Annotated in this window: 20 protein-coding genes; 9 read left to right on the forward strand and 11 right to left on the reverse strand. The window is 68.6% G+C overall.

The window, feature by feature from the left end; translation table 11 throughout:
• Window positions 1–4: 4 nt before the first annotated feature.
• Both JJL56_RS11740 and JJL56_RS11745 read right to left on the reverse strand, forming a co-directional pair.
• Window positions 5–814: a substrate-binding periplasmic protein gene (locus tag JJL56_RS11740; protein ID WP_200485215.1), complete on the reverse strand. Its 810-nt coding sequence runs from the start codon at window positions 812–814 to the stop codon at window positions 5–7.
• 19 nt (window positions 815–833) lie between these two features.
• Window positions 834–1,607 (reverse strand): transporter substrate-binding domain-containing protein, encoded by a 774-nt coding sequence (locus tag JJL56_RS11745; RefSeq protein WP_200485216.1) that lies wholly within the window; start codon window positions 1,605–1,607, stop codon window positions 834–836.
• Between the two features lie 390 nt (window positions 1,608–1,997).
• On the opposite strand from JJL56_RS11745, the gene JJL56_RS11750 reads away from it, so the two are divergent.
• Window positions 1,998–2,399: a DUF1398 domain-containing protein gene (locus tag JJL56_RS11750; RefSeq protein ID WP_200485217.1), complete on the forward strand. Its 402-nt coding sequence runs from the start codon at window positions 1,998–2,000 to the stop codon at window positions 2,397–2,399.
• A gap of 13 nt (window positions 2,400–2,412) precedes the next feature.
• Here the strand turns inward: JJL56_RS11750 and JJL56_RS11755 are convergent, their stop codons facing one another.
• Window positions 2,413–3,498: a hypothetical protein gene (locus JJL56_RS11755; RefSeq protein WP_247891037.1), complete on the reverse strand. Its 1,086-nt coding sequence runs from the start codon at window positions 3,496–3,498 to the stop codon at window positions 2,413–2,415.
• A 325-nt stretch (window positions 3,499–3,823) separates the two neighbouring features.
• Between JJL56_RS11755 and JJL56_RS11760 the strand changes: the two genes are divergently transcribed.
• Entirely contained in the window at window positions 3,824–5,845 is a 2,022-nt protein-coding gene (locus JJL56_RS11760; RefSeq protein WP_200485218.1) for a methyl-accepting chemotaxis protein, read from the forward strand.
• A 149-nt stretch (window positions 5,846–5,994) separates the two neighbouring features.
• Window positions 5,995–6,621 carry a hypothetical protein gene (locus JJL56_RS11765; protein WP_145624461.1) on the forward strand — a complete coding sequence of 209 codons (627 nt, stop codon included), beginning with the start codon at window positions 5,995–5,997 and terminating at the stop codon, window positions 6,619–6,621.
• A 102-nt stretch (window positions 6,622–6,723) separates the two neighbouring features.
• Here the strand turns inward: JJL56_RS11765 and JJL56_RS33915 are convergent, their stop codons facing one another.
• Both JJL56_RS33915 and JJL56_RS11775 read right to left on the reverse strand, forming a co-directional pair.
• Complete coding sequence (locus tag JJL56_RS33915; RefSeq protein ID WP_345772566.1) at window positions 6,724–7,899, reverse strand: DUF2325 domain-containing protein; 1,176 nt, start codon at window positions 7,897–7,899, stop codon at window positions 6,724–6,726.
• A gap of 174 nt (window positions 7,900–8,073) precedes the next feature.
• Window positions 8,074–8,466, reverse strand: a complete 393-nt coding sequence (locus JJL56_RS11775) for a GreA/GreB family elongation factor (RefSeq protein ID WP_200485219.1) — start codon at window positions 8,464–8,466, stop codon at window positions 8,074–8,076.
• A gap of 295 nt (window positions 8,467–8,761) precedes the next feature.
• Between JJL56_RS11775 and JJL56_RS11780 the strand changes: the two genes are divergently transcribed.
• From JJL56_RS11780 to JJL56_RS11790, 3 genes are all read left to right on the forward strand, one after another.
• Window positions 8,762–10,021: a Glu/Leu/Phe/Val family dehydrogenase gene (locus tag JJL56_RS11780; RefSeq protein ID WP_200485220.1), complete on the forward strand. Its 1,260-nt coding sequence runs from the start codon at window positions 8,762–8,764 to the stop codon at window positions 10,019–10,021.
• A 147-nt stretch (window positions 10,022–10,168) separates the two neighbouring features.
• Window positions 10,169–11,827 (forward strand): ATP-binding protein, encoded by a 1,659-nt coding sequence (locus JJL56_RS11785; protein WP_247890530.1) that lies wholly within the window; start codon window positions 10,169–10,171, stop codon window positions 11,825–11,827.
• Window positions 11,811–12,437 carry a response regulator transcription factor gene (locus JJL56_RS11790; protein ID WP_200485221.1) on the forward strand — a complete coding sequence of 209 codons (627 nt, stop codon included), beginning with the start codon at window positions 11,811–11,813 and terminating at the stop codon, window positions 12,435–12,437. The genes JJL56_RS11785 and JJL56_RS11790 overlap by 17 nt, the downstream gene beginning before the upstream one ends.
• Before the next feature lie 47 nt (window positions 12,438–12,484).
• On the opposite strand, the gene JJL56_RS11795 is transcribed toward JJL56_RS11790, so the two are convergent.
• Genes JJL56_RS11795 through exbB form a run of 3 tightly spaced genes read right to left on the reverse strand, consistent with a single transcriptional unit; the run spans window position 12,485 to window position 14,707 of the window.
• A complete protein-coding gene (locus JJL56_RS11795) occupies window positions 12,485–13,324 on the reverse strand; it encodes an energy transducer TonB (protein ID WP_345772567.1) in 840 nt (279 codons plus the stop codon).
• Between the two features lie 2 nt (window positions 13,325–13,326).
• Window positions 13,327–13,749 carry a TonB system transport protein ExbD gene (gene exbD, locus JJL56_RS11800; protein ID WP_014241770.1) on the reverse strand — a complete coding sequence of 141 codons (423 nt, stop codon included), beginning with the start codon at window positions 13,747–13,749 and terminating at the stop codon, window positions 13,327–13,329.
• A gap of 4 nt (window positions 13,750–13,753) precedes the next feature.
• On the reverse strand, window positions 13,754–14,707 hold the full coding sequence (gene exbB / locus JJL56_RS11805) for a tonB-system energizer ExbB (RefSeq protein ID WP_247891038.1): 954 nt from the start codon (window positions 14,705–14,707) through the stop codon (window positions 13,754–13,756).
• Between the two features lie 154 nt (window positions 14,708–14,861).
• Between exbB and JJL56_RS11810 the strand changes: the two genes are divergently transcribed.
• Entirely contained in the window at window positions 14,862–15,122 is a 261-nt protein-coding gene (locus JJL56_RS11810) for a hypothetical protein (protein ID WP_145624450.1), read from the forward strand.
• A gap of 24 nt (window positions 15,123–15,146) precedes the next feature.
• Here JJL56_RS11810 and JJL56_RS11815 read toward each other — a convergent pair whose 3' ends face one another.
• From JJL56_RS11815 to JJL56_RS33665, 3 genes are all read right to left on the reverse strand, one after another.
• Window positions 15,147–15,968, reverse strand: coding sequence for a hypothetical protein (locus JJL56_RS11815; protein ID WP_200485223.1), 822 nt, complete (start codon window positions 15,966–15,968; stop codon window positions 15,147–15,149).
• Between the two features lie 61 nt (window positions 15,969–16,029).
• Window positions 16,030–16,386: a Lin0512 family protein gene (locus tag JJL56_RS11820; RefSeq protein WP_014241764.1), complete on the reverse strand. Its 357-nt coding sequence runs from the start codon at window positions 16,384–16,386 to the stop codon at window positions 16,030–16,032.
• Between the two features lie 107 nt (window positions 16,387–16,493).
• On the reverse strand, window positions 16,494–18,245 hold the full coding sequence (locus tag JJL56_RS33665; RefSeq protein ID WP_200485224.1) for a M10 family metallopeptidase: 1,752 nt from the start codon (window positions 18,243–18,245) through the stop codon (window positions 16,494–16,496).
• Window positions 18,246–18,806: 561 nt separating this feature from the next.
• Here JJL56_RS33665 and JJL56_RS11830 point away from each other — a divergent pair.
• Both JJL56_RS11830 and JJL56_RS11835 read left to right on the forward strand, forming a co-directional pair.
• Window positions 18,807–19,325 (forward strand): septal ring lytic transglycosylase RlpA family protein, encoded by a 519-nt coding sequence (locus JJL56_RS11830; RefSeq protein WP_145624444.1) that lies wholly within the window; start codon window positions 18,807–18,809, stop codon window positions 19,323–19,325.
• Window positions 19,326–19,463: 138 nt separating this feature from the next.
• Window positions 19,464–19,874 carry a hypothetical protein gene (locus tag JJL56_RS11835; protein ID WP_200485225.1) on the forward strand — a complete coding sequence of 137 codons (411 nt, stop codon included), beginning with the start codon at window positions 19,464–19,466 and terminating at the stop codon, window positions 19,872–19,874.
• The last annotated feature ends 25 nt before the right edge of the window (window positions 19,875–19,899 follow it).

Raw genomic sequence — 19,899 nt, forward strand, 5'->3', positions numbered from 1 at the left:
CGGTTCAGTAAATGTCGAAGGGGAAATAACTGCGGTTGATCCGCTGATAGGTGCCGTCGTTGCGCAGGGCCGTCAGAGCCCGGTCCACCGACGCCTTCAACGCGTGCTGGCCGGGCGGAAAGACGATGTGCACGGTCCCGCCCAATCCGTCCTCGGACATCGGGGTGCCGATGGTTTCGAATCCGTCCCCGGCGTCGGACAGCAGGAAATGCACCACGTTCAGCGTCGGGCCGATGGCCATGTCGCTTTGGCCGCTGCGCATGGCGTCCCACAAGTCGTCGAGCGTGGAGACGGGAATCAGGTTCGCCTGCAGCGCCGGGTCGGCGTCGGCCAGACCGACCAGGGCCGCGTGCTGACGCGAGCCGCGGATGGCGGCGATGCGCCGGCTGCGAATCGCCTCCTCCAGGCTAAGCTCCGGCACGCCCCGCTGCCCGACCAGGCTGGTGCTCGATCGCCAATAAGGGATCGAGAACAGAAGGCGCTGCTCGCGGTCCGGCGTGCGCAGCACATTGCCGAAGCCGATGTCGTAGCGGCCCGCGGCGACATCGTCGATGATCTGCTTGAAGGGCGCCGCGTCGAAGCTGCACACCGCGCCCAACGAGCGGCACAGCTCGCGGCCGAAATCGATGTTGAAGCCGACCAGGACGCCATCGGCGTCGCGATCGCTGAAAGGCGGGGAATGGTCGATGACCACGATGCGCAGGAACGGCCGGTCGGTCGGGGGCGGTGCGTCCGCCCGGAGCGGCTGCGGCAGCGCAAGGCCGGTCAGCAGGACCGCGACGGCCAATAGGGCGTTTCTGGTGGCGAAGCGCATGTGGAACCCCCTCGCTGCCTCAGTACATCCGGAAGGGCAGGAAGCGGGAACTGATGGCGTCGTACCGCCCATCCGCGAGGATCGCGCGCAGGGCCGTGTTGACGCGGTCGCGCAATTCCTCGCGCCCCAGCGGCAGGGCGATGGCGGATTCGCCACCCAGCCCGCTTTCGGTCAGCGGGTCGCCCACCACCTCCAGCGCTTCTCCCTCGGCGCTGGTCAGCAGATGGACGGTGACGGCGGTCGGGGCCAGCGCCAGATCGACACGCCCGTCCAGAACGGCGCGCAGCGCCTCCGCCTGGTCGTCGTAGATCACGACCGTGCAGCCGGCATTCTTCGCGGTCAGATAGTCGTACTGCTTGGAACCGCGGGTGACGGAGACGCGCTTTCCCGCCAGATCCGGCGCCACGCCCAGCGTCCATTCGCCGGCCCGCCCGATGTAGCTGGAGCTGGACCGCTTGTGGCGGTCGGTGAAGAGGTATTTCTTCATCCGCTCCGGCGTCTTCAGGATGCTCGCGACCGCGAAATCGGCGGCGTTGCGGTCCAGCAGGTCCAGAACTTCCGGAAACTGCAGGGCGGTGATGTCGCAGCGGATGCCCATGGTATCGCAGAGCGCGCGGGCGATCTCCACCTCGAAGCCAGTCAGCTTGCCCTGTTCGTCCACCATCGCATAGGGCGCCATCTTCCAGGTCAGCACCCGGTAGACCTCGTCCGCACGGGCGGACAGGGCCGAGACGCTGAGCAGGACGGCAAGCCCCACGGTCGCAAAAGGACGAAACGGCGTCAGGGGGATCACGGGCGGCCTCGGCAATGCGGAAGAATGGAGCGCAGCGGCCATCCGGCGCCGCGGCGCCCTGGATCACGCCGCGTTCCGGTTGTTCTTCAGCGCTCGCGCCGGGGCTGTTTCCGGCTGCAGCGAGACAATACCATCATAATCAGTCCGGTCAACACGCTGAACAAATCTCTGGGTTGTTTGCTGCGTGCGATGGATCACCAAATCGGGAAAGACTTTTGAAATTCCTCCAGTTTTCCGGGCTGTCCCGCCTTGATCTCGACGTCTTCGGTCGCCTCCACCCCGCAGAGCGGGCATGGATCGAGGACACGCTGAAGGGTATCCTTCGTCGGATGGGGCTGCGCTCCATTCCCATTGATTGACCGCGACGCTTGCGCAGCACGGAGGGAAGTCTTGGACGCCAAAATCACAGCCATCCTGCAAGAGTGCAGCCGGGCTTCGGACGAGGAGCGCATCACTTTCCCTGAGGTCGTCTCGGCGCTGGCCGTTGCGGGGGTTGAGCGCTACCACACCGATCTCGTGCGGGCGGAGACGACCTACTATTTCCCGGACGGGACGACGGAGCGGGTGGAGGTCCGGCCCGCCGCCCTGCCACCGGCCATGGACTTTTCCGCGGAAGGCGTGGAGTCCGCCGTCCGCGCCATCCAGGCCGGAACGATCCGCTACGGCGGCTTCTGCGAGCGGGTGCTGCGGGCCGGCTGCGCCGGCTGGACGGTCAGCATCCTGGGCCGGCGGGTCGTCTATTACGGCCGCAGCGGCGACAGCCACACCGAGTGGTTCCCCGGCGCGCGCTGACGCCGCTCCGCCGTCACCAACCCAGGCGGCGGGACAGCACGGGGCCGAGGTCGCCGCGCCACTCCTTCAACTCGGCCTCCGCGCGCTCGACCGCGCGCTGGTCGCGGTAGCGCTTGAGCGCGCGGTTCGCGTCGCCGCGCGCCTCCATGGCGGCCAAACGCTTGGCCACCTCCGGCTCCGCCGCCACGGCTTGGCGCCAGCGTTCCAGCCGCACCTCCGCCACCGCGTCCACGATGGGTTGCAGCGCCGGCATGCGGCCCAGCTTCCTCACGCCGGGGGCCAGCCGGGCGGCGGCGGCGGCGGCGGCCTCCTTGGGGATGCGGGGGAAGGCCCGCTGCACCGCCTTGGTCAGCGCGTCCTTCATGTCGTCGCCGCGCTGCTTCGCCTCGGCGCCGCGGCTCAGCCGCGCGACGGCGCGCGCCTGCTTCTTGGCGTGCCAGGACAGGATGCCGTCCGCGATCTCGCGCGCGTCGGCGTCGAGCCAGACGACGCTCTCCGTCCCATCCGCGAGCATCGCCTTCGCCTCGTCGGGAAGCTCCGGATCGGCGGCGGACGCCGTGCTGGCAAGATGCAACGCCTTCAACGACCGCAGCGAGCGCGCCCGTCCGTCATCGCCGGCCAGCAGGGTGGCCTCCGACAGCGTACCGCCGTCGAGCAGGCTTTGCAGAAGCTCCAGGTCGCCGTGCGTCCAGCGGCGGGCGGCGGTCAGCCGTTCCACCCGCAGGCGCAGCAGGTCACGCACCGCCGGTCGGGGGGCGGAGGGCAGACAGCGTTCCACGCGCCACACGCCGCCCTCGAACCGCGCGACAGCCCAGTGCGCGCCGTTCCCCACGGGTTGATCGGTGGGGAAGGCGCCGTCCAGATTCCAACGGTCACTGGCCCGCAGGCAGCCCTCCGGCGGCGCCTGCCACGGCGTCCCGGGCTTTGAGTAGAAGCTGGGAGCCACCGGGCTGCGCAGAACGAAGCGCCAGCCCGCGACCTCCGCGGCGAGCCCATCGGGCATGGCGGCCGGGCGTGACGTATCCCCCAGTTTCAACAGGGGTTCGGGGGCATTCTGGCTGACCTGCGAGGCTTCGGGTGACGGGTGTTCAGACGGCATGACGGCTCCTTCCACGAATATAGTAGCACAAGGCGGAGCGGTGCTTCGCAACTTTAGCCTCTTGTCCGCCTTCCATTCTGAAAAGCCAATCGGAAATTTTCCAAAAGAAAATCCGCAATACCTGTTACCGAATTCTGAGTTTTCTTCAGATCACACCCCCGCTCCGGCGCTTGAAGGTCCTTTGATAAAAGTCAAGGAACGACATCAGATTCTGAATTTGAGTCGATGAATGCTGGCCCATCTCGAGGATAATCCCGTGCGATTATTATCCATCAAAGTCATTCTACCGGTGATTGTCGGCGGGCTCGCCCTCCTGGGAATTTTCATGGCGGGCGATGCCGCGTTCGCGGCGCTTCGCGGCGTCGAAGCGGCTTCGGCCTATCGGAAGGTCAACCACGTGGCCAGCGGCTTGGTCGCCGCCGCCGGTGAATTCGCCCTTGAGCGGGGCGCCACCAACGGTGCGCTGAACGGTGCGGACCCGCTTTCCGCCGAAAGGCTCGCCCGGCTGCAGCAGCGCCGCGGTGCCGCCGACGCTGCGCTGCGCGCCGCGCTGGAGGGTTTGCGCGCCGTGCCCGAAATGCTCCCGCACGCTTCGCGCCTGGGTGAGGTCGAGGCCTCGTCGACCGCCTTCCGGGACGTCCGGCGCGGGGTGGACGAGGCTCTGGCCCGCAACGCCGGCGAAAGGTCCCCGAGCGTGGTGTCGGGCTTCGCCGGTACGGTCACGGCGCACATCGAGCGGATCGGCTCCCTGCGCCTGCTGCTGGAAGCGGTCGCTCCGCCGCCGAGCACGGCGACGCTCCAGCTCGTCCAGCTGCGCGGCTACGCGGCCGACATGGCCGAAAATGCCGGGCGCGAGCGCGCGCTGTTCAGCGCTCTCGTCGCCGGCCGCCGGCCGCTCGCTTCCGGACAGGCCGACACCCTGGCGAAATCCCGCGGGCGGCTGGAGCAGGCGTGGGAAGGCATCCGCGCCCTGCGCAGCCGGCCGGACATCACGCCCGATCTGGCACGGGCCATCGACGGGGTCGAGGCCGCGTACCTCCAAGGCTTCGCCGAGACCCGGCAGGCGGTGCTGAAGGGCGGCGCGGATGGCCGGTATCCCTTGACCGCGGACGAATGGATGAGCCGGGCGACCGTGGGCATCGATTCCATCCTCACGCTGGCCGGCACGGTGGGCACCGCCATCGACGCGGCGGTCGCGGGGGCCGCGGAGGAGGCACGCTCCGATCTGCTCGTCAGCCTCGCCGTTTTCACGCTCAGCCTGATTCTGGGGGTGGGGGGATCGCTGCTCGTGGTGCGCCGGATCGTCCGCCCGCTGACGGCGATGACCGGGGCCATGCGGCAGCTGGCCGACGGCGATCTGGCGCTCACCATTCCCGGCACCGGCCGCCGCGACGAGATCGGCGCCATGGCGCAAGCCGTGGAGGTCTTCCAGGACCATGCCGTCGCGCGTGAGCGGCTGGAGGCGGAGCGGGCGCGCGAACAGGAGATGCGCGAGCGGCGGGTGGCCACGCTGGACCGGCTGACCCGCGGCTTCGAAGCCAAGGTGAGCGGGCTGGTCGGCACCTTGTCGTCCGCCGCGACGGAGATGGAGGCGACCGCCGGCTCGATGTCGGCGGCGGCTCAGCAGACCAATCACCAGTCCTTCGCCGTGGCCGCCGCGTCGGAACAGGCCTCCACGAACGTGCAGACCGTGGCGGCGGCGACCGAACAACTGACCGCGTCCATTCGGGAGATCGGCAGCCGCGCCGCCCAGTCGCAGGCGATCACGACGCAGGCCGTCGCGGACGCCCGGCGGACGGACGAGACGGTGCGGCTGATGGCCGGCTGCGCCCAGCGCATCGGCGAGGTGGTCGGGCTGATCCAGGCGATCTCCAGCCAGACCAACCTGCTGGCGTTGAACGCCACCATCGAAGCCGCCCGCGCGGGCGAGGCCGGCAAGGGATTCGCCGTCGTGGCGCACGAGGTGAAGATGCTGGCGAGCCAGACCGCCCAGGCGACCGACGACATCGCGGTCCAGATCGTTCAGGTGCAGACCGTCACGCGCGACGCCGTCTCGGCGATCCAGGCCATCGGCTCCGTGATCGGCGAGGTGAACGGGATCGCCACGGCCATCGCCGCCGCGGTGGAGGAGCAGGGCGCCGCCACCCAGGAGATCACGCGCAACGTCCAGCAGGCGGCCGTCGGCACGCAGGAGGTCGCGTCCAACATCGCCGGTGTGCGGCAGGCGGCCAACGACACCGGGGCGGCGGCGACCCATGTGCTGAGCGCGGCGCAGGCGTTGTCGCAGCAGGCGGAACGGCTGACCGGCGAGGTCGACGACTTCCTCGACGGCATCCGCAGCGCCTGACCGCGCCGGGGAGGGGCGGACCATCACCGGGAGCCGTCGGACAACCGTTCACAATTCGCGGCCTCCGGCGTCTGGATCTCAGAAGCGACTTGCCGCGGTGGACAGCACCGGGGTCGGCGCCACCCGCCCGGCAACGATGGAGAAGCGACATGGCAGGTATTCAGGGGATCGAACTCACGCAATTTCACCCGGTCGGGCAGAACTATCCGGCCGGAGTGTACCGGCTCACCAACGTCGACGAAGGGCGTACGTTCGAGATCACCGTTCGGAACACGCCGACGAACACGGTCGCCATCGACGTGCGCAACCCCGCGGGCACGCTCTACCGGGGCGTCGCCACCGGTCGTCTGCTTCAGGGCAATCAGCAGAATCTTATTCTTGCGTCGCTGGAACATCTGCAGACGGACAACATCGATGGCCGCGTCCCCGGGTTGGGCGCTTTGGTGGTGTACATCTTCGCCGCGAACGTTCTGCTCACCGCGGCCACCATCCAGGTGGCGACGATGTCGCCGGCGGCAGCGGGCTTCTACGATGCCGTCGGGTTTCCCGTGCTGGCGACGGCGAACGCGTACTTCCAACAGCAGCTGCAGAACGCGGGGAACGACCAGGACCTGATCAGTGAACTGAATCAGCGGCAGAACACCTTTCTCCAGGCGTTCGCCAATCCCAACGCCGTCCAGGGCACGCTGCCCTACACTGGGGCTCCGGAAGCCCTGCCCCAGCAGATCATCGCCACCAATGCCGCCCGCATGGCCCATTGGCGCTTGGTGGCATAACGCGCGGGTGGAGAGCCGCCGGGGCGCAACGGTCCAATCCAACAGCCTGAGCGCTTTCCCTCTTCACCCTCTTGAGGGAAGCCACACGTCCAAATCGGGCTTTCAATGATGGGCGGCTTCCTCCCCGGTGCCGTCATGGCCGAAGCTGTGCAGGATGCGGGCGAAACTGGTTGCCCCGGCGCTCCGCATCGGAACGAAGGGTTTGCCCATGCGGCGGCACAGACCCTTCACCCGCAGACAGGCATCGTGGCTGACGCAATCGATGGGACAGACCACCACGTCGGCGCGTTCCACCAGCCCTTCCAGGCAGCGGGTGGTTTGCTCGAATCCGCCGTCATGGTGCAGCAGGCAGCCGTTGCGCGTCTCCACCGCCGCCCGCAGGTGGGGCAGACTCTTGGTCCGACCCCCCACATAGAGGATGGCCCGCCCTCCGAGGTCGGTGGGGGCCACGGTGTTGGCGGTGTCGGGGGCGGTGTTGGAGGCGGCGGCGCGGCGGTGGTTTTGCATGGTCGGTGGGTCGAGCAGGCGGCGCAGCCGCTCCACCTCGGCCTCCGCGTGGCGGGCGCGCATGCGCTCGCTGGCGACGCGGCGGTGCAGGGCGTCCATGGTGCGCAGCAGACGCGCCTGGCCCGGTGCGCGTCCGGACGGGGCTTTCGGGGCATTGGGCGCTTCGGCAACCACGGGTGTGGCACGCTGGGTGGCGAGCTGGGTTTCCAGCTCCCGGACGCGGGCGTCCTTCTCAGCGAGGCGCTCGGCGGCGGCGCGCTCCTGCTTCGTCAGCCGGGCCGTCAGCTCCTCGCAGCGCCGGGCCAGATCACGGTTCTCCCGCAACTGGCGCCGGTTCTCGCCACCCATGATGTGCGAGAGCATGTGCACGTCGGCGAAGGCGCGCACCCGCACCGCGTCGGGCATGGCGCCGTGGCTCAGCACGCCCCAGTAGGCGGCGGCCACGTCGCCCGAAGCCACCGCGGCGGTCCACAGCGCCATCCAGCCCTCTTCGGTCGTCTCGCGGGCGAAGCGTTTCACCGCGACGGCGAAGGTCTCATCCAGGCGCTTGTGCATCAGCCGGGCTTCCGGCCCGTCCTCCGCGGCCTTTTCCACGAAATAGCGGTGGATGTCGTAGGGGCGGGCGTCCGTCGTGGGCACCAGCTTCAACCGCCGGCACAGCCACGCCACGTCCTCCGACGACAGGCAGGTGCCCACGATCGAGCAATGATACTCCGTGGGAATCGTCCACAGCTTCCGGCGCTTGGCCTGTCCCAGCACGCAAGATGGCACGGTCTTCCGACAACGCTCACACATCGTCTCCGCCCCCGATTGGTTTCGGCTGTTGGGTCTCCGGTTCCGTCCGGAGCCAAGCGGGGCCGTGGAGCGGAACATGCCCCAACAATAATGCGATTCATTCGCATTTGCAAATGGAGAGCGAAGCGGGTCCGCTCTCGGGGAGGCGGCTCAGACCGGGAGAATGCGCTCGATCATCAGCCGCCGCGTGACGCCGTCCGCGTCGCTGTACGGCATGTGAGCCCCTTCCCGGAGGCCGAGCAAGGCCACCCCGAGCGGCGAGGCGACGGTGATCTGGTCGTCCTTGGGCGATTGGTCCGGGTAGACCAGTTCACCCCATTCGGGCGGCATGCCGTCGTCGCGGCGGAACAGCACCCGGCTGCCCATGCGCACGATCGTTCGGGGGAGGTCGCTTTCCGGGCGGACGATCGCACGCTCCAACTCCCGCGACAGGAACGCCGAGACCTCCGGGGCCTGCACGGCCAGCCGGTCCATGGCCCGCAGCAGGCGGCCGTAATCCATGCGTCCGATCCAGATCAGCGGCCGGTCGGTTCCCTCGGTCATCGGTGCGTCCTCGACTGCGCGGCGACTGTGTTCAATCCCGGATGAACTCTCGCCCACGGGCATTGTCCGCGGCCATCCGTATGATTACGGAGCGCAAGCCGCAGTTCGGTCTGTAAAAAATTTATTGTTGTTTTGCAGTATGTTATGAGATTTCCGTAGTAATACGGATATTTTGATCCGGGTTATTCCCCAGTAGAAAAGGCCGTCATATGCCTTAGGGGAAGTGAGCAGAACCTTCCAGGAGGGAGATGCGGCCAACCTTCGGTGCGCCTGACCGAAACCATGGGGAAAAGGAATGGACGATCTGCTTTCGGGGGCGCTGAGCCGCCTGGATGAAGCCGCCAAGCACGTTGAGGTGGATTCCGAGGTTCTTGAGAAACTGAAATACGCCAAGGAGACCCTGAGCGTCCGCCTGTCCGTGCGCATGGACGACGGATCGCGGCGCTCCTTCCCGGCGTGGCGGTGCCGCTACGACGACACCCGCGGCCCGACCAAGGGCGGCATCCGCTTCCACCCGAGTTCCAACGTGGAGGAGGTGACCACGCTGGCCTTCTGGATGACCTTCAAGTGCGCGGTGATGAACCTGCCCTACGGCGGCGGCAAGGGCGCGGTGAAGGTCGATCCGCACAGCCTGTCCAAGTCGGAGCTGGAGCGTCTGTCGCGGGCCTATGTCCAGGCCTTCGCCGGCATGATCGGACCCGACCGCGACATCCCGGCGCCGGACGTCTACACCAACTCCATGATCATGGGGTGGATGGCTGACGAGTACAGCTCCATCGTCCGCCAGCCGAGCCCGGCGGTCATCACCGGCAAGCCGCTGCCGCTCGGCGGTTCGCTCGGGCGCGACGACGCGACCGCGCGCGGCGGCTACTACCTGATCAAGCATCTGGAAGAGGATCTGCGCCTGTCCGGATCGGCCCGCCGGGTGGTGATCCAGGGCTACGGCAACGCCGGCTTCCACATCGCCCGCCTGCTGCACGCGGACGGCTACCGCATCGTCGGCCTGTCCGATTCCCGCGGCGCCATCGTCTGCGCGGACGGGCTGGACCCGCAGGCCGTGCAGGCCGCCAAGGAGCGGGGCGGCTCGGTGACCGCCTACACCGAAAACGGCGCCCGCGCGGTGACCGGCGACGAGCTGCTGGGCACCGCGTGCGAGATCCTGGTCCCCGCGGCGCTGGAGGATCAGATCCACAAGGGCAACGCCGGGCTCATCAAGGCACGGGTCGTCCTGGAACTCGCCAACGGCCCGATCACGCCGGACGCCGACCGCATCCTGAACGAGGCCGGCGTCATCGTCCTGCCCGACATCCTGGCGAACGCCGGCGGCGTGACGGTGTCCTACTTCGAGTGGGTGCAGAACCGCCAGGGCTACTATTGGGGCCTCGACGAGATTCACGAGCGCCTTCGCGTGATCATGGAGACCGAGGGTCGCCGGGTCTGGGACATGGGCACGGCCAAGGACATCCCGATGCGCACGGCGGCCTATGCGCACGCGCTGGAACGGCTGTCGAAGGCCATCGCCGCGCATGGAACGCAGCCGTTCTTCGTCGGCTGATCCCTTGCGTCGCGGGGACGGGAGTCCGCCGGGCTCCCGCCCATCGCATAGGCGCCCATCGCATAGGCGAACGCGCCGGGTGGACGTATAGTCCCTGCCTCGTCCACCCGTGCCGTTCCGCCCGTGCAGCCGAAAGAACGCCTTGAGATGCCTTTTCCGCCCGCCAGCCGTGCGACGGGAGCGCCGACCATCCTGACCGGCCGGGACATGGTTCTGCTGTCGCTCGCCTTCCTGGCGGCCTATCTGCCCATCGACTGGCTGACCTTCATCCACCCGCGCCCGAGCCTCAACATCACGCCGTGGAACCCGCCGGCGGGGCTCTACATGGCCCTTCTGCTGTGGACCGGCGCGCGCGGCCTGCCGATGGTCTACGCCACGCTGATCCTGGCCGATCTGGTGGTGCGGGGGCATCCGGCCTCGGTCTCCTCGCTGCTGCTCTCGAACCTCGCCATCGTCGCCGGGTACGGGGTCGCCGCCCATGTGCTGCGCCACCGGGTGGCGATCGGTCTGGCGTTGAACCGGGTGCGCGATGTCGGCTGGCTGGTCGGCGTCACCTTCCTGAGCGCCGCCGTCGTAGCGCCCGTCTTCGTCGGCGTGTTCGTCCTGGACGGGGCCTTGCCCGCGGCCGACCTGCCGACGCTGGCGTTCCAATACTGGCTGGGAGACGCCATCGGAATCGCCGTGGTCACGCCCTTCGTCCTCCTTCTGCACCGGCCGGACAAGACGCCCGCCTGGAGCGTGCCGAAGACCCCCACCGCCGCCCAGACGGCCGCCATCGCCGCGGCCCTGCTGCTGGTCTTCCTGCCCATCGGCGACGGTCAGTTCAACCTGTTCTACGTCCTGTTCCTGCCCCTTGTCTGGGTGGCCGTGTCGCATGGCCTGCCGGGCGCGGTGCTGGCGGCCCTGGCCATTCAGAGCGGGCTGATCGCCGGGTTGCAGGCGATCGGCCTTCCCCTGGGCGCGGTGGTCTATCATCAGACGCTGATGCTCGCCCTGGCCATCACGGCCCTGTTCCTCGGCGCCCTGGTCAGCGAGCGGCGCGAGATCGAGGTCCGGCTGCGCGAACACCAGACCGAGTTGGCCCATCTCTCCCGCCTCACGGTGACGGGGGAGATGGCGTCCGCCCTGGCCCACGAGCTGAATCAGCCGTTGCTGGCCGCCATCAGCTACGCGCGCGCCGCCCAGCGCCTGCTGGAAGGCGACGACACGCCGCCGCGCGCCCACGACCTCATCGACAAGGCGGTGATCCAGGCGGAACGCGCGGGCGAGGTCATTCGCGGGCTGCGCACCTTCCTGAGCAAGGGGTCGCTACAGCTGGCGCCGGAATCGGCCAGCGAAATCCTGCGGGAGACGCTGACGCTGGTGCGGGGGGACGCGGCCTACAACCGGGTCCAGCTTCGGGTGGACATGGCGGAGCCGCTTCCCCTCGTGCTGTGCGACCGCATCCAGATCGAGCAGGTTCTCCTCAACCTCGTGCACAACAGCATCGAGGCCATCGCTGCGGCCGACAGCCCGGTGCGCGAGGTCGTCCTGCGTGTCCGGGCCGCGCCGCCGGACGGCCTGACCTTCGAGGTTGAGGACAGCGGCCCCGGCGTGTCGGCGGGCATGGTCGACCATCTGTACTCGCCGTTCGCCACCACGAAGCCGGCGGGCATGGGGCTCGGCTTGCCCATTTGCCGCTCGATTGTCGAAAGCCACGGCGGCCGGCTGTCGCTCGGGCGCACCGGTGCGACCGGTTCCGTGTTCCAGGTATTTCTGCCCGCAGCCCGTCCAGACACCCGGCCGTCCCATGACCCAGACCGATAGATCCCTCACCGGCGAACCGACCGTCTTCATCATCGACGACGACGAGGCGGTCCGTGACGCGCTTTCCGTCCTCGTCGAAGTGGCCGGCCTGTCCGTGCGCACCTTCGTCAACGCGCTGGAATTCCTGCACCGCTACAGCCCGGAGCAGCCGGGTTGCGTGGTGGCCGACCTCCGCATGCCCTTCATGGACGGGCTGGAGCTTCAGGAGGAACTGTCCCGGCGCGGCTGGGGCCTGCCGGTCATCATCATCACCGCCCATGGCGAGGTGAGTTCCGCCGTCACCGCCTTCCGGTCCGGAGCCGTCGATTTCCTGGAAAAGCCATTCGACGACGGTGTTTTCCTGCGCCGCATCCACGAGGCCTTGCAGCGCGACGCCCACCAGCGCCGGGACCGCTCCGCCGCGGAGTCCGCCCTGGCGAAGCTGGCCCTTCTCAGCCCCCGCGAACGGGATGTCGCGGCGCTGATGGTGGAGGGCTGCGCCAACAAGGCCATCGCGATCCGCCTCGGGATCGGCGTCCGCACGGTGGAGACGCACCGGGCGAACATTCTCAGCAAACTCGACATTCGCACGGTCCCGGAACTCATGCGCCTCTGGATGCACACACCGTGATGCGCATCCATCGCTCCGACGCTTGAGCGGTCGAAGCGTGCGCCGGTTCAGCGCAGGAAATACTGCACCGGCACCACCAGCTCCATGCGGTCCTGCGCCACGTCCGGCGGCGGGGCCGGGAGCGGGGAGGCGCGTTCGACCAGAGCGATCGTTTCCTCGTCCAGCGCCTCGAAGCCGGAGCCCTTGTGCAGCCGCACCGCCAGCACCCGGCCCTGCCGGTCGAGGGTGATGTGAACCTGCGGAACGCCCTGCTGGCGCCGCATCTGGGCGATGCGGGGATAGCGCTTGTAGCGTTCCAGATGGCCGAGCACGGCGCCGTGCCACGTGGGCAGCGCGTTGCTGTTGCGCACCACCGGCGCCGCCGGCGCCGGGGCACCCGCGGGCGGGGCGGCGGCGGGGGCGGCGTTGGCCGGGGCTTCCGTCACCGGCTTCGGGGGCGTCTGCGGCTGCGGGCGCGGCTTCGGTGGTTCGGCCTTGGGCTTCGGCTTGGGCTCTTCCTTGGGCTTGGGCTTCGGCTTGGGCGGCGGCTCCGGCAGGGCGACCTCCGCCGGGACGGGCGGGGGCGGCTCCGGGGCGATCTCGGGAATGGGCTCGGGTTCCGGTTCCGGCTCGATCACCGGCTCGGGCGGCAGCTCCGGTTCGGGGAGCATCGATTCCAATGTCGGCGGCGGTTCCGCGGCCGGCGTTTCCGGCATCGGCGGCAGGTCGAGCATCACCGCCGGCGGCGCGGCCGGAGCTTCCTCCATCGCGACATGCCAGGACAGCGCGGCGAGCGCCAGAAGGGCATGGGCGCCCAGCACGACCACCAGACTGCCGCCCCAGCGCGCCAGGGTGGGTGCCGTGCGCTCCTCACCGTCCGGCAGGTCGTTGGGATCGAAGGTCGCCACGCTCATTTCGCAGCCGCGCCTTCCAGCCCGACCAGGGCGATCTTCAGATAGCCGGCGGCGCGCAGCGCGTTCATCACCTCGGTCAGCGCGCCGTAGTCCACGCTGCGGTCGGCGCGCAGGAAGACGCGGGCGCCCTTGTCGCCGTTCGTCACCCCGTCCAGCGCCGCCGCCAGGGACTCCCGCGCCACCGGCGTGTCGCCCACCGACAGGCTTTTGTCCGCCTGGATGGTCAGGAACAGGGGTTTGTCAGGCCGCGGCTGCGGCTGGGCGGTGGAGGCCGGCAGGTCCACCGGCACGTCCACCGTCGCCAGCGGGGCCGCCACCATGAAGATGATGAGCAGCACGAGCATCACGTCGATGAAGGGCGTGACGTTGATGTCGTGCGACTCGGTGAGATCGTCGCCGTCGTCCAGACGCGCCGCCATGGCCTTACTCCGCCGCCTTGGACACGGTGCGCGGCAGGGCGCGGCGATCCATGTCGCGGCTCAGCAGCCGCAGCACCGCCGCCGACGAGTCGCCGAGCTGGGCGCGGTAGCCGCCGATGGAGCGGGCGAAGCCGTTGTAGATGACCACCGCCGGAATGGCCGCGACGAGGCCGATGGCCGTCGCCAGCAGCGCTTCGGCGATGCCCGGCGCCACCACGGCGAGGTTGGTCGTCTGCGACTTGGCGATGCCGATGAAGCTGACCATGATGCCCCACACCGTGCCGAACAGCCCGACGAAGGGTGCCGTGGAGCCGATGCTGGCGAGGATGCCGGTGCCGCGCATCATGCGCCGCCCCTCCGCCGCCTCGATCCGCTCCAGGCGGGAGGCCGCGCGCTCCTTCAGACCCTCCTGCGAGGGGGCGTCGGCGGACTGGTGCGCCTCGGCGATCACGGCGCGCAGGAAAGCGGTGGCCGGGGTCTTCTCGAAGCCGATGCTCTCGGCCGCCTGGGTCAGCGAACGCGCCTGCTCCAGCGCCGCCAGGGAGGCCCGCGCCTTGCGCTTGGCCTTCGACAGTTCCACCGACTTGGCGAGGAAGATGGTCCAGGTCGCCACCGAGGCCAGCGCCAGCCCGATCATCACCGCCTGCACCACCGGGCTCGCCGCCATGAACATGCCCCAGGGGGACAGGTCGTGCGGCAGCGTCGCCGTCGCGGCGGTCACATGCTCCAGCCCGGCGGCCGCTCCAGCCGCGGCGTCCGGTGCCGCCAGCGGTGCCGCCAGCGTGTCGGCGGCAGGAGCCGCCATGGGTGCCGCCATGGAAGCCGCCATGGAAGCCGGTGCCGCGGGAGCGCCGCCGTTGGTTGCGGGGACGCCCTGCGCCCAGCCAACTCCGCTCGACAGGAAGGTGCCGGCGGCGGCCATCGCAGCGATGGAACGGGTGTGAAGCGCAGTGAGCATTGGCGGTTCGAACTTCTTTGCGGCTGACTTCCTTCCTGTATAGTGCGAACGACTCTCATTTGCACCCATAAAGTGCTATATTGCTGCTATGCGACAAACGGGCGGCACGCCGGTTGTTCACGGCGTGAGATGTGAACCGCAAGGGGAGATTGCGATGCCCAACGTCCGGACCGTGTCGGAACATGGCAGCTTCCGGCTTGTCGAGCGGGACGGTTGCTACGCCGTGATCGAAGCGCGCGACGGCCAAGTCTACGGTCTCCATGGGGAGGCGGGCGACCGTCCCAGCGCGCCGGATCGCCCGGACGCCGCCGAAGCCGTCGTCGCTCCCGGCGATTGGAGCGCCGAGGGCGACGCCCGCCGCCGGTTCGAGGAGTTGACCGCCCGCGGCGAGGATCTCGCCCGCAAAATCTGGTGATCTGAAATCCGGCGACGGGAGGGCTCAGAACGCCTGGATCGCCTGCGACGAGTCCGTCCGCCACCGGCCGTCGGCCTCCTTCAGCATGGTCTGGATGTGGCCGATGTGAACCTGACCGTAGAGGATCAGGATGTTGCGGTCCGGCTCGGCCTTGATCGCCGCCACCACCTTGTCCTCGCGCAGGGTGGTCAGCGCGGGCGGCAGGGCCTCGCGCACCATGGAGCCCGACGCGGTGGCGGCCAGCATGATGCGGATGGCCGCCTGGACGCGCCGCTGCACCCAGCCCGGCAACGTGTTGTACTCGTCCCGGAGCTGCGCCAGATCGATGGTCTCCGGATCGGCGTCGTCCGGGGCGTCGGGTGGCAGGGCGGCCAGCAGCTGCGACAGGGTGACGTCGACGTTGCGGGCGTCCGGCCCCGGCGGGCCGATCAGGGCGCGGTTGTCCTGAAGCACCAGCCCGTCGCCGAGCAGGCTCGCCATCATCTCATAGGGATGCTGCTTGCTGTCCGGATTCCAGTCCGCGCCCAGCCGGCGCAACACGTCGGCCACCCCGGCGGGGTTGGAGGCGTCGTCGGGACGGACCTCCTCGTAGAAGACCAGCCAGCCGTCCTGGCGCCGCTGGGCGATGTGCCGGGCGATGCCGCTGTAGAAATCCGGCTTTGCGACATGGACCATGCCCTGCATCTCCACCTGCCGCCGGCCGTCGCTCATCACGACTCGCGACAGTTCCAGCGGGATGTGGTCGGCGATCACCGGCAGGGCGGCCACCACCCCCACGGTCAGGGTGACGAGGCCGCCGGCCAGGATGCCGACGGCGATCAGGGCGGTTCGGAGCGCGCGCTTCATGCCCCGACGCTGGCACGAAACGGGGGGCGGGGGCAACCGCTCCGGACTCAAGCGCCAAAGCTCAGACGCCGACCTCCACCGCGGCGTTGACGATGTAGATCATCTCGTTGCGGTCGTTCTTGTCGGCCAGGAAGATGCCGCTGGGCGCCAGCATGCCGCCCGACACCACGTTGAAGGATACCTGACCATAGGGGAAGACGGCCCGCACGGCCTCCAGGTCCAGTCGGTCGGCGTCCGCAGGAACGGCGAGATGGACGCGGACCTGCATCCGGCTGGTGTCGCCATCGACCAGCGCGCGCATGCCGGGCATGGAGTTGCGCTCGATGGCGTTGCGCACGGCGCGCACGGCGGCCTTCGTCACGTCCTGCCCATGCAGATCGGCACCCATGCCGAGTTCAACGAACATCACCTGCTTCATGATCGTGGGTCCCCCATATTCCTTGCTCAGCGCTGCCGCCGAGGATGCGGCAGGATCGACGCGGCACGGCCTTCGGATTGGCCGCTTTTTCGAATTGCGGAAAGCGGTCAGCCGATCCGGAAGGCAAGGTAGCTGTCGGTCCCGACTTGGCCGGGCATGGCGAGCAGCCCGCCGGGCGTCTGTCCGCCGAAGGTCAGGCTGAGATCAGTGCCGCCGTCGCCGTCCAGGTCGAGCCTTGCCGTGGCCCCCTGATGGCCGGTGGCGCCCGCCAGATCCTCCCAGGTCAACCGGGAGACGGCGTCCGTCCAGCCCCAGGCGATGGCCCATTCCGCCGGTTGCAGATCAGTGACGGTGGACCATGCGACGCCCTCACCCCGCCCGTCGAGGTAGAAGGTGTCCGTGCCGGCTCCGCCAGTCAGGAAGTTGGAGCCCGCGCCGCCGTCCAGCACGTCGTCTCCGCCCCCGCCCTGCGCGGCGTCGTTCCCGCCGAGCAAATTCATGAAATCGCCTTGGTCGCTGCCGACGACCGCCTCCCCGGATGCCGTTCCCACGAACTGGTTTTTCAGGCCGGCGACCGGACCAGAGTAGGCGGCCATCCGCACCTCGTAGCTCATGGCGCCATCCTGAACGAGGGCGCGCTGGTCCGGCGCGGCGCGGGGCAGGGCGGCCGCGGCCTCCTGCCGGGTGACCGTGCGGTCGGCGAAGACCAGCCGCTCGACGCCGCGCAGCCGGTCGGTGCCGCCGGCCCCGATGACGGTCAGATCCGCTCCGCTTCCCGACGGATCGCCGGTCACGAAAGCGTTGGCGGAGGGAAAGTCGTACAGAGCCGTATCGTCGCCGGTTCCGCCGTCGAGACGATCGTCGTCGCCCCCGCCGGCCAGCGTGTCGTCCCCCGCAGCGCCCATCAGCGTGTCGGCGAAGGCCGAGCCGGTCAACCGGTCGCCCGCCGATCCCCCGATGACGGTCTCGATGCGGGTGCCGTAGCCGACGAAGACCTGGTTCCGGGTCAGGATCGACGGGGCCTGCGCCGAAAACCATCCCCAGCCGCCCGTCAGGTCGATGGTGACGGGAACATCCGATCCCGCCGCGGACAGGGTGTCGTTGCCGCCGCCATCCCAGAGATATTGCCCCGGCGCGCCCGGTGTTAGGAGATACAGGTCATCGCCCGCGCGCACGGTGGGGTTGGGGCCGTAGAGGCGCTGGATCGCGGCGACGTCGTAGACTCCCAGCCCGCCGGGCCAGACGCCGTAATAGGACATGACCGTGTTGGTCCGGTTGTCCTCGGCCGGCGGCAGGAAGGGCGGGGTGCCGCCGCCCGTGCCGTTGTAGTCGCCGGGATGCTTCAGGCCCAGCGCGTGGCCGATCTCGTGCACATAGGTGCGGTAACCGGCCGATTCGGGGTCGAGGTAGATGTAGGAGCCCGCCGGGTTGGGGTAGTAGGCCATGCCGGAGGCGCCGAAGGCGTCGAGCTGGCTCATGTGGAATTGCAGGTTGGCGGTCATCGGCGCCGCCGTTTCCACGAAGGCGAGGTTGGCGACGGCGCTCCATTCCCCCATCGCCTGCAACGCCATCGCCTTCTGGCTGTCGTTGAGGGGTCGGAAGCCGGGAACGTAGCGGATGCCGGCGTCCACGACCCAGCCGTAGGTCAGGCTGTAGGGCGCCGTCGCGGCACCGTCCGGCGGTGTGCCCCAGCGGCGCCCGCTGTCGAACGCTCGGACGAACAGCGGATCGCCGGCGCCCCCCGTCGTCCGTCCGGCCGTCTCCATCGCCGGGCCTGAAATGTCCTCATCGAAGGCTGATCGATCGTCGCCGATTCCGTCTCCATTCTCGCCGGGGCGGGAAATACGAAACTCGCTCATGTCCGCGCACTCCGTCTGGGTGGACCGGTGTTTCGCTAAATTCGTTCCGAATTTCGATGATGTTTGGCAAAAACGATCAGCGTTCGTCTTTCAGTCAGACAGTATTTATGGACAAGAGCTTGCCGGCCTTCAATGGATCAGTCAGCCCTCCCAACATTCGAAGAAAGAATTTTTTCAACGAATTTTCAGCGCTTTGTGACGATGCCGGGAATTTCCTTTCACGCATTCGCGGGGTTGCGATGGGGGCGGGTTCCGCGGGGAGGATGACTGGCAGGATTTGCAAAAGGAGATCGAGAACAGTCGCCGCAAATGAAACTCACGACCCACCCCTCACTCGCCACGATAAAATCAAAATAAAATCGTTAAAGAATATTAAGACGCAATCCTGTCACAGCATAGGCGTGGATTCGTGGATTGACAGAATGGAGAGATTCCGCAACCGTTGCCGCAGAACAACAACGGGGGAGAAAAAGAGTGCGGTATGGCTGTGTTGCGCTCGCCATTTGTGCTGTTTCTGTTGGGGCATGCTCGACCGGTGCACAGATCGCCTCCGTCCCGCCAATGCCGCAGGACCCGGTGCCGCAGGAGATCGCGTTCGAAGAACCATCGGCGCCGGACGCTCCGGACATCGAACCGGTCTATGTTCACAAGGGGAAGGCGTCCTATTACGCCGATTTCTTCCATGGCCGGACCACGGCGTCGGGAGAGCGCTTCAGCCAGAACCGGCTGACCGCCGCGTCCCGCCGGCTTCCGCTGGGCAGCCGGGTGACGGTGACCAACGCCGACAACGGGCGCAGCGTGGAGGTCGTGATCAACGACCGCGGCCCCTACGTGAAAGGCCGGGTGATCGACCTTTCCCGGAAAGCCGCTGGCGAACTGGGCATGATCGAGGACGGTGTGGTGAATGTCCGCGTCGAAGCCCGCCCCTCCGACCAGCCGAACCGCTCCCTGCGGCGACGGCTGGAAAACATGGTTGCCGCCGTCTACCCCGACCGCAAACCCGCATCCGAACCGCCCGTGACGGTCGCCGAGCGTCCCGAATCGGATATGGCCGACACCGATCTGGGCGCCGCCGAATAGCGGGACCGCGTCCCGCCCGAGGGTTTCCGCCCGAACGCACAACGCGCGCAGGCTTCCGCCCGATCGGCGCGGCGCCGCGAAGGCCGCCGACGCGCCCCCACGGGTGACGGAGCCGTGCGCACAGAGGAGGTTTCAACCATGCTGAAGCTGGTGATCCGCGATACGCATCACGCCGCCGGCCTGTTCCTGGAGCAGGTGGACAACGTCCGCCAGCTCATCGCCGAGTTGAAGGCGCTGAAGCGCGTTCCATCCGCCTCGCTCTATCTGGAAGGGCTGGCCGAACGCTGCCTGCGGCGCGGCTGGACGGTGATCCCCGCCGATCCGCTGATCCGCGGTTGCGCGTCGCGCACCCACATCGTCGAGCTGCATCTCGACCCCAACCAGCCGGGCGCGCCCTTCGTCGGCATCTATGAGCCGGGGGAGGACGGCACCCCCTGCCGCCGCCTGCACGATTCCCTGGAAGGGCTGGCGAGCCGCCTGCGCCTGCCACCCGCCAACACCGGCATCGTCCCGGCAACGGCGGAACAGGCCCGCGCGCTGGCCGCATAGCGACCGCACCGCGGCCCGGAGGCTC

It is taken from the genome of Azospirillum aestuarii (genome assembly GCF_016632405.1).
Lineage (GTDB): Bacteria > Pseudomonadota > Alphaproteobacteria > Azospirillales > Azospirillaceae > Azospirillum > Azospirillum aestuarii.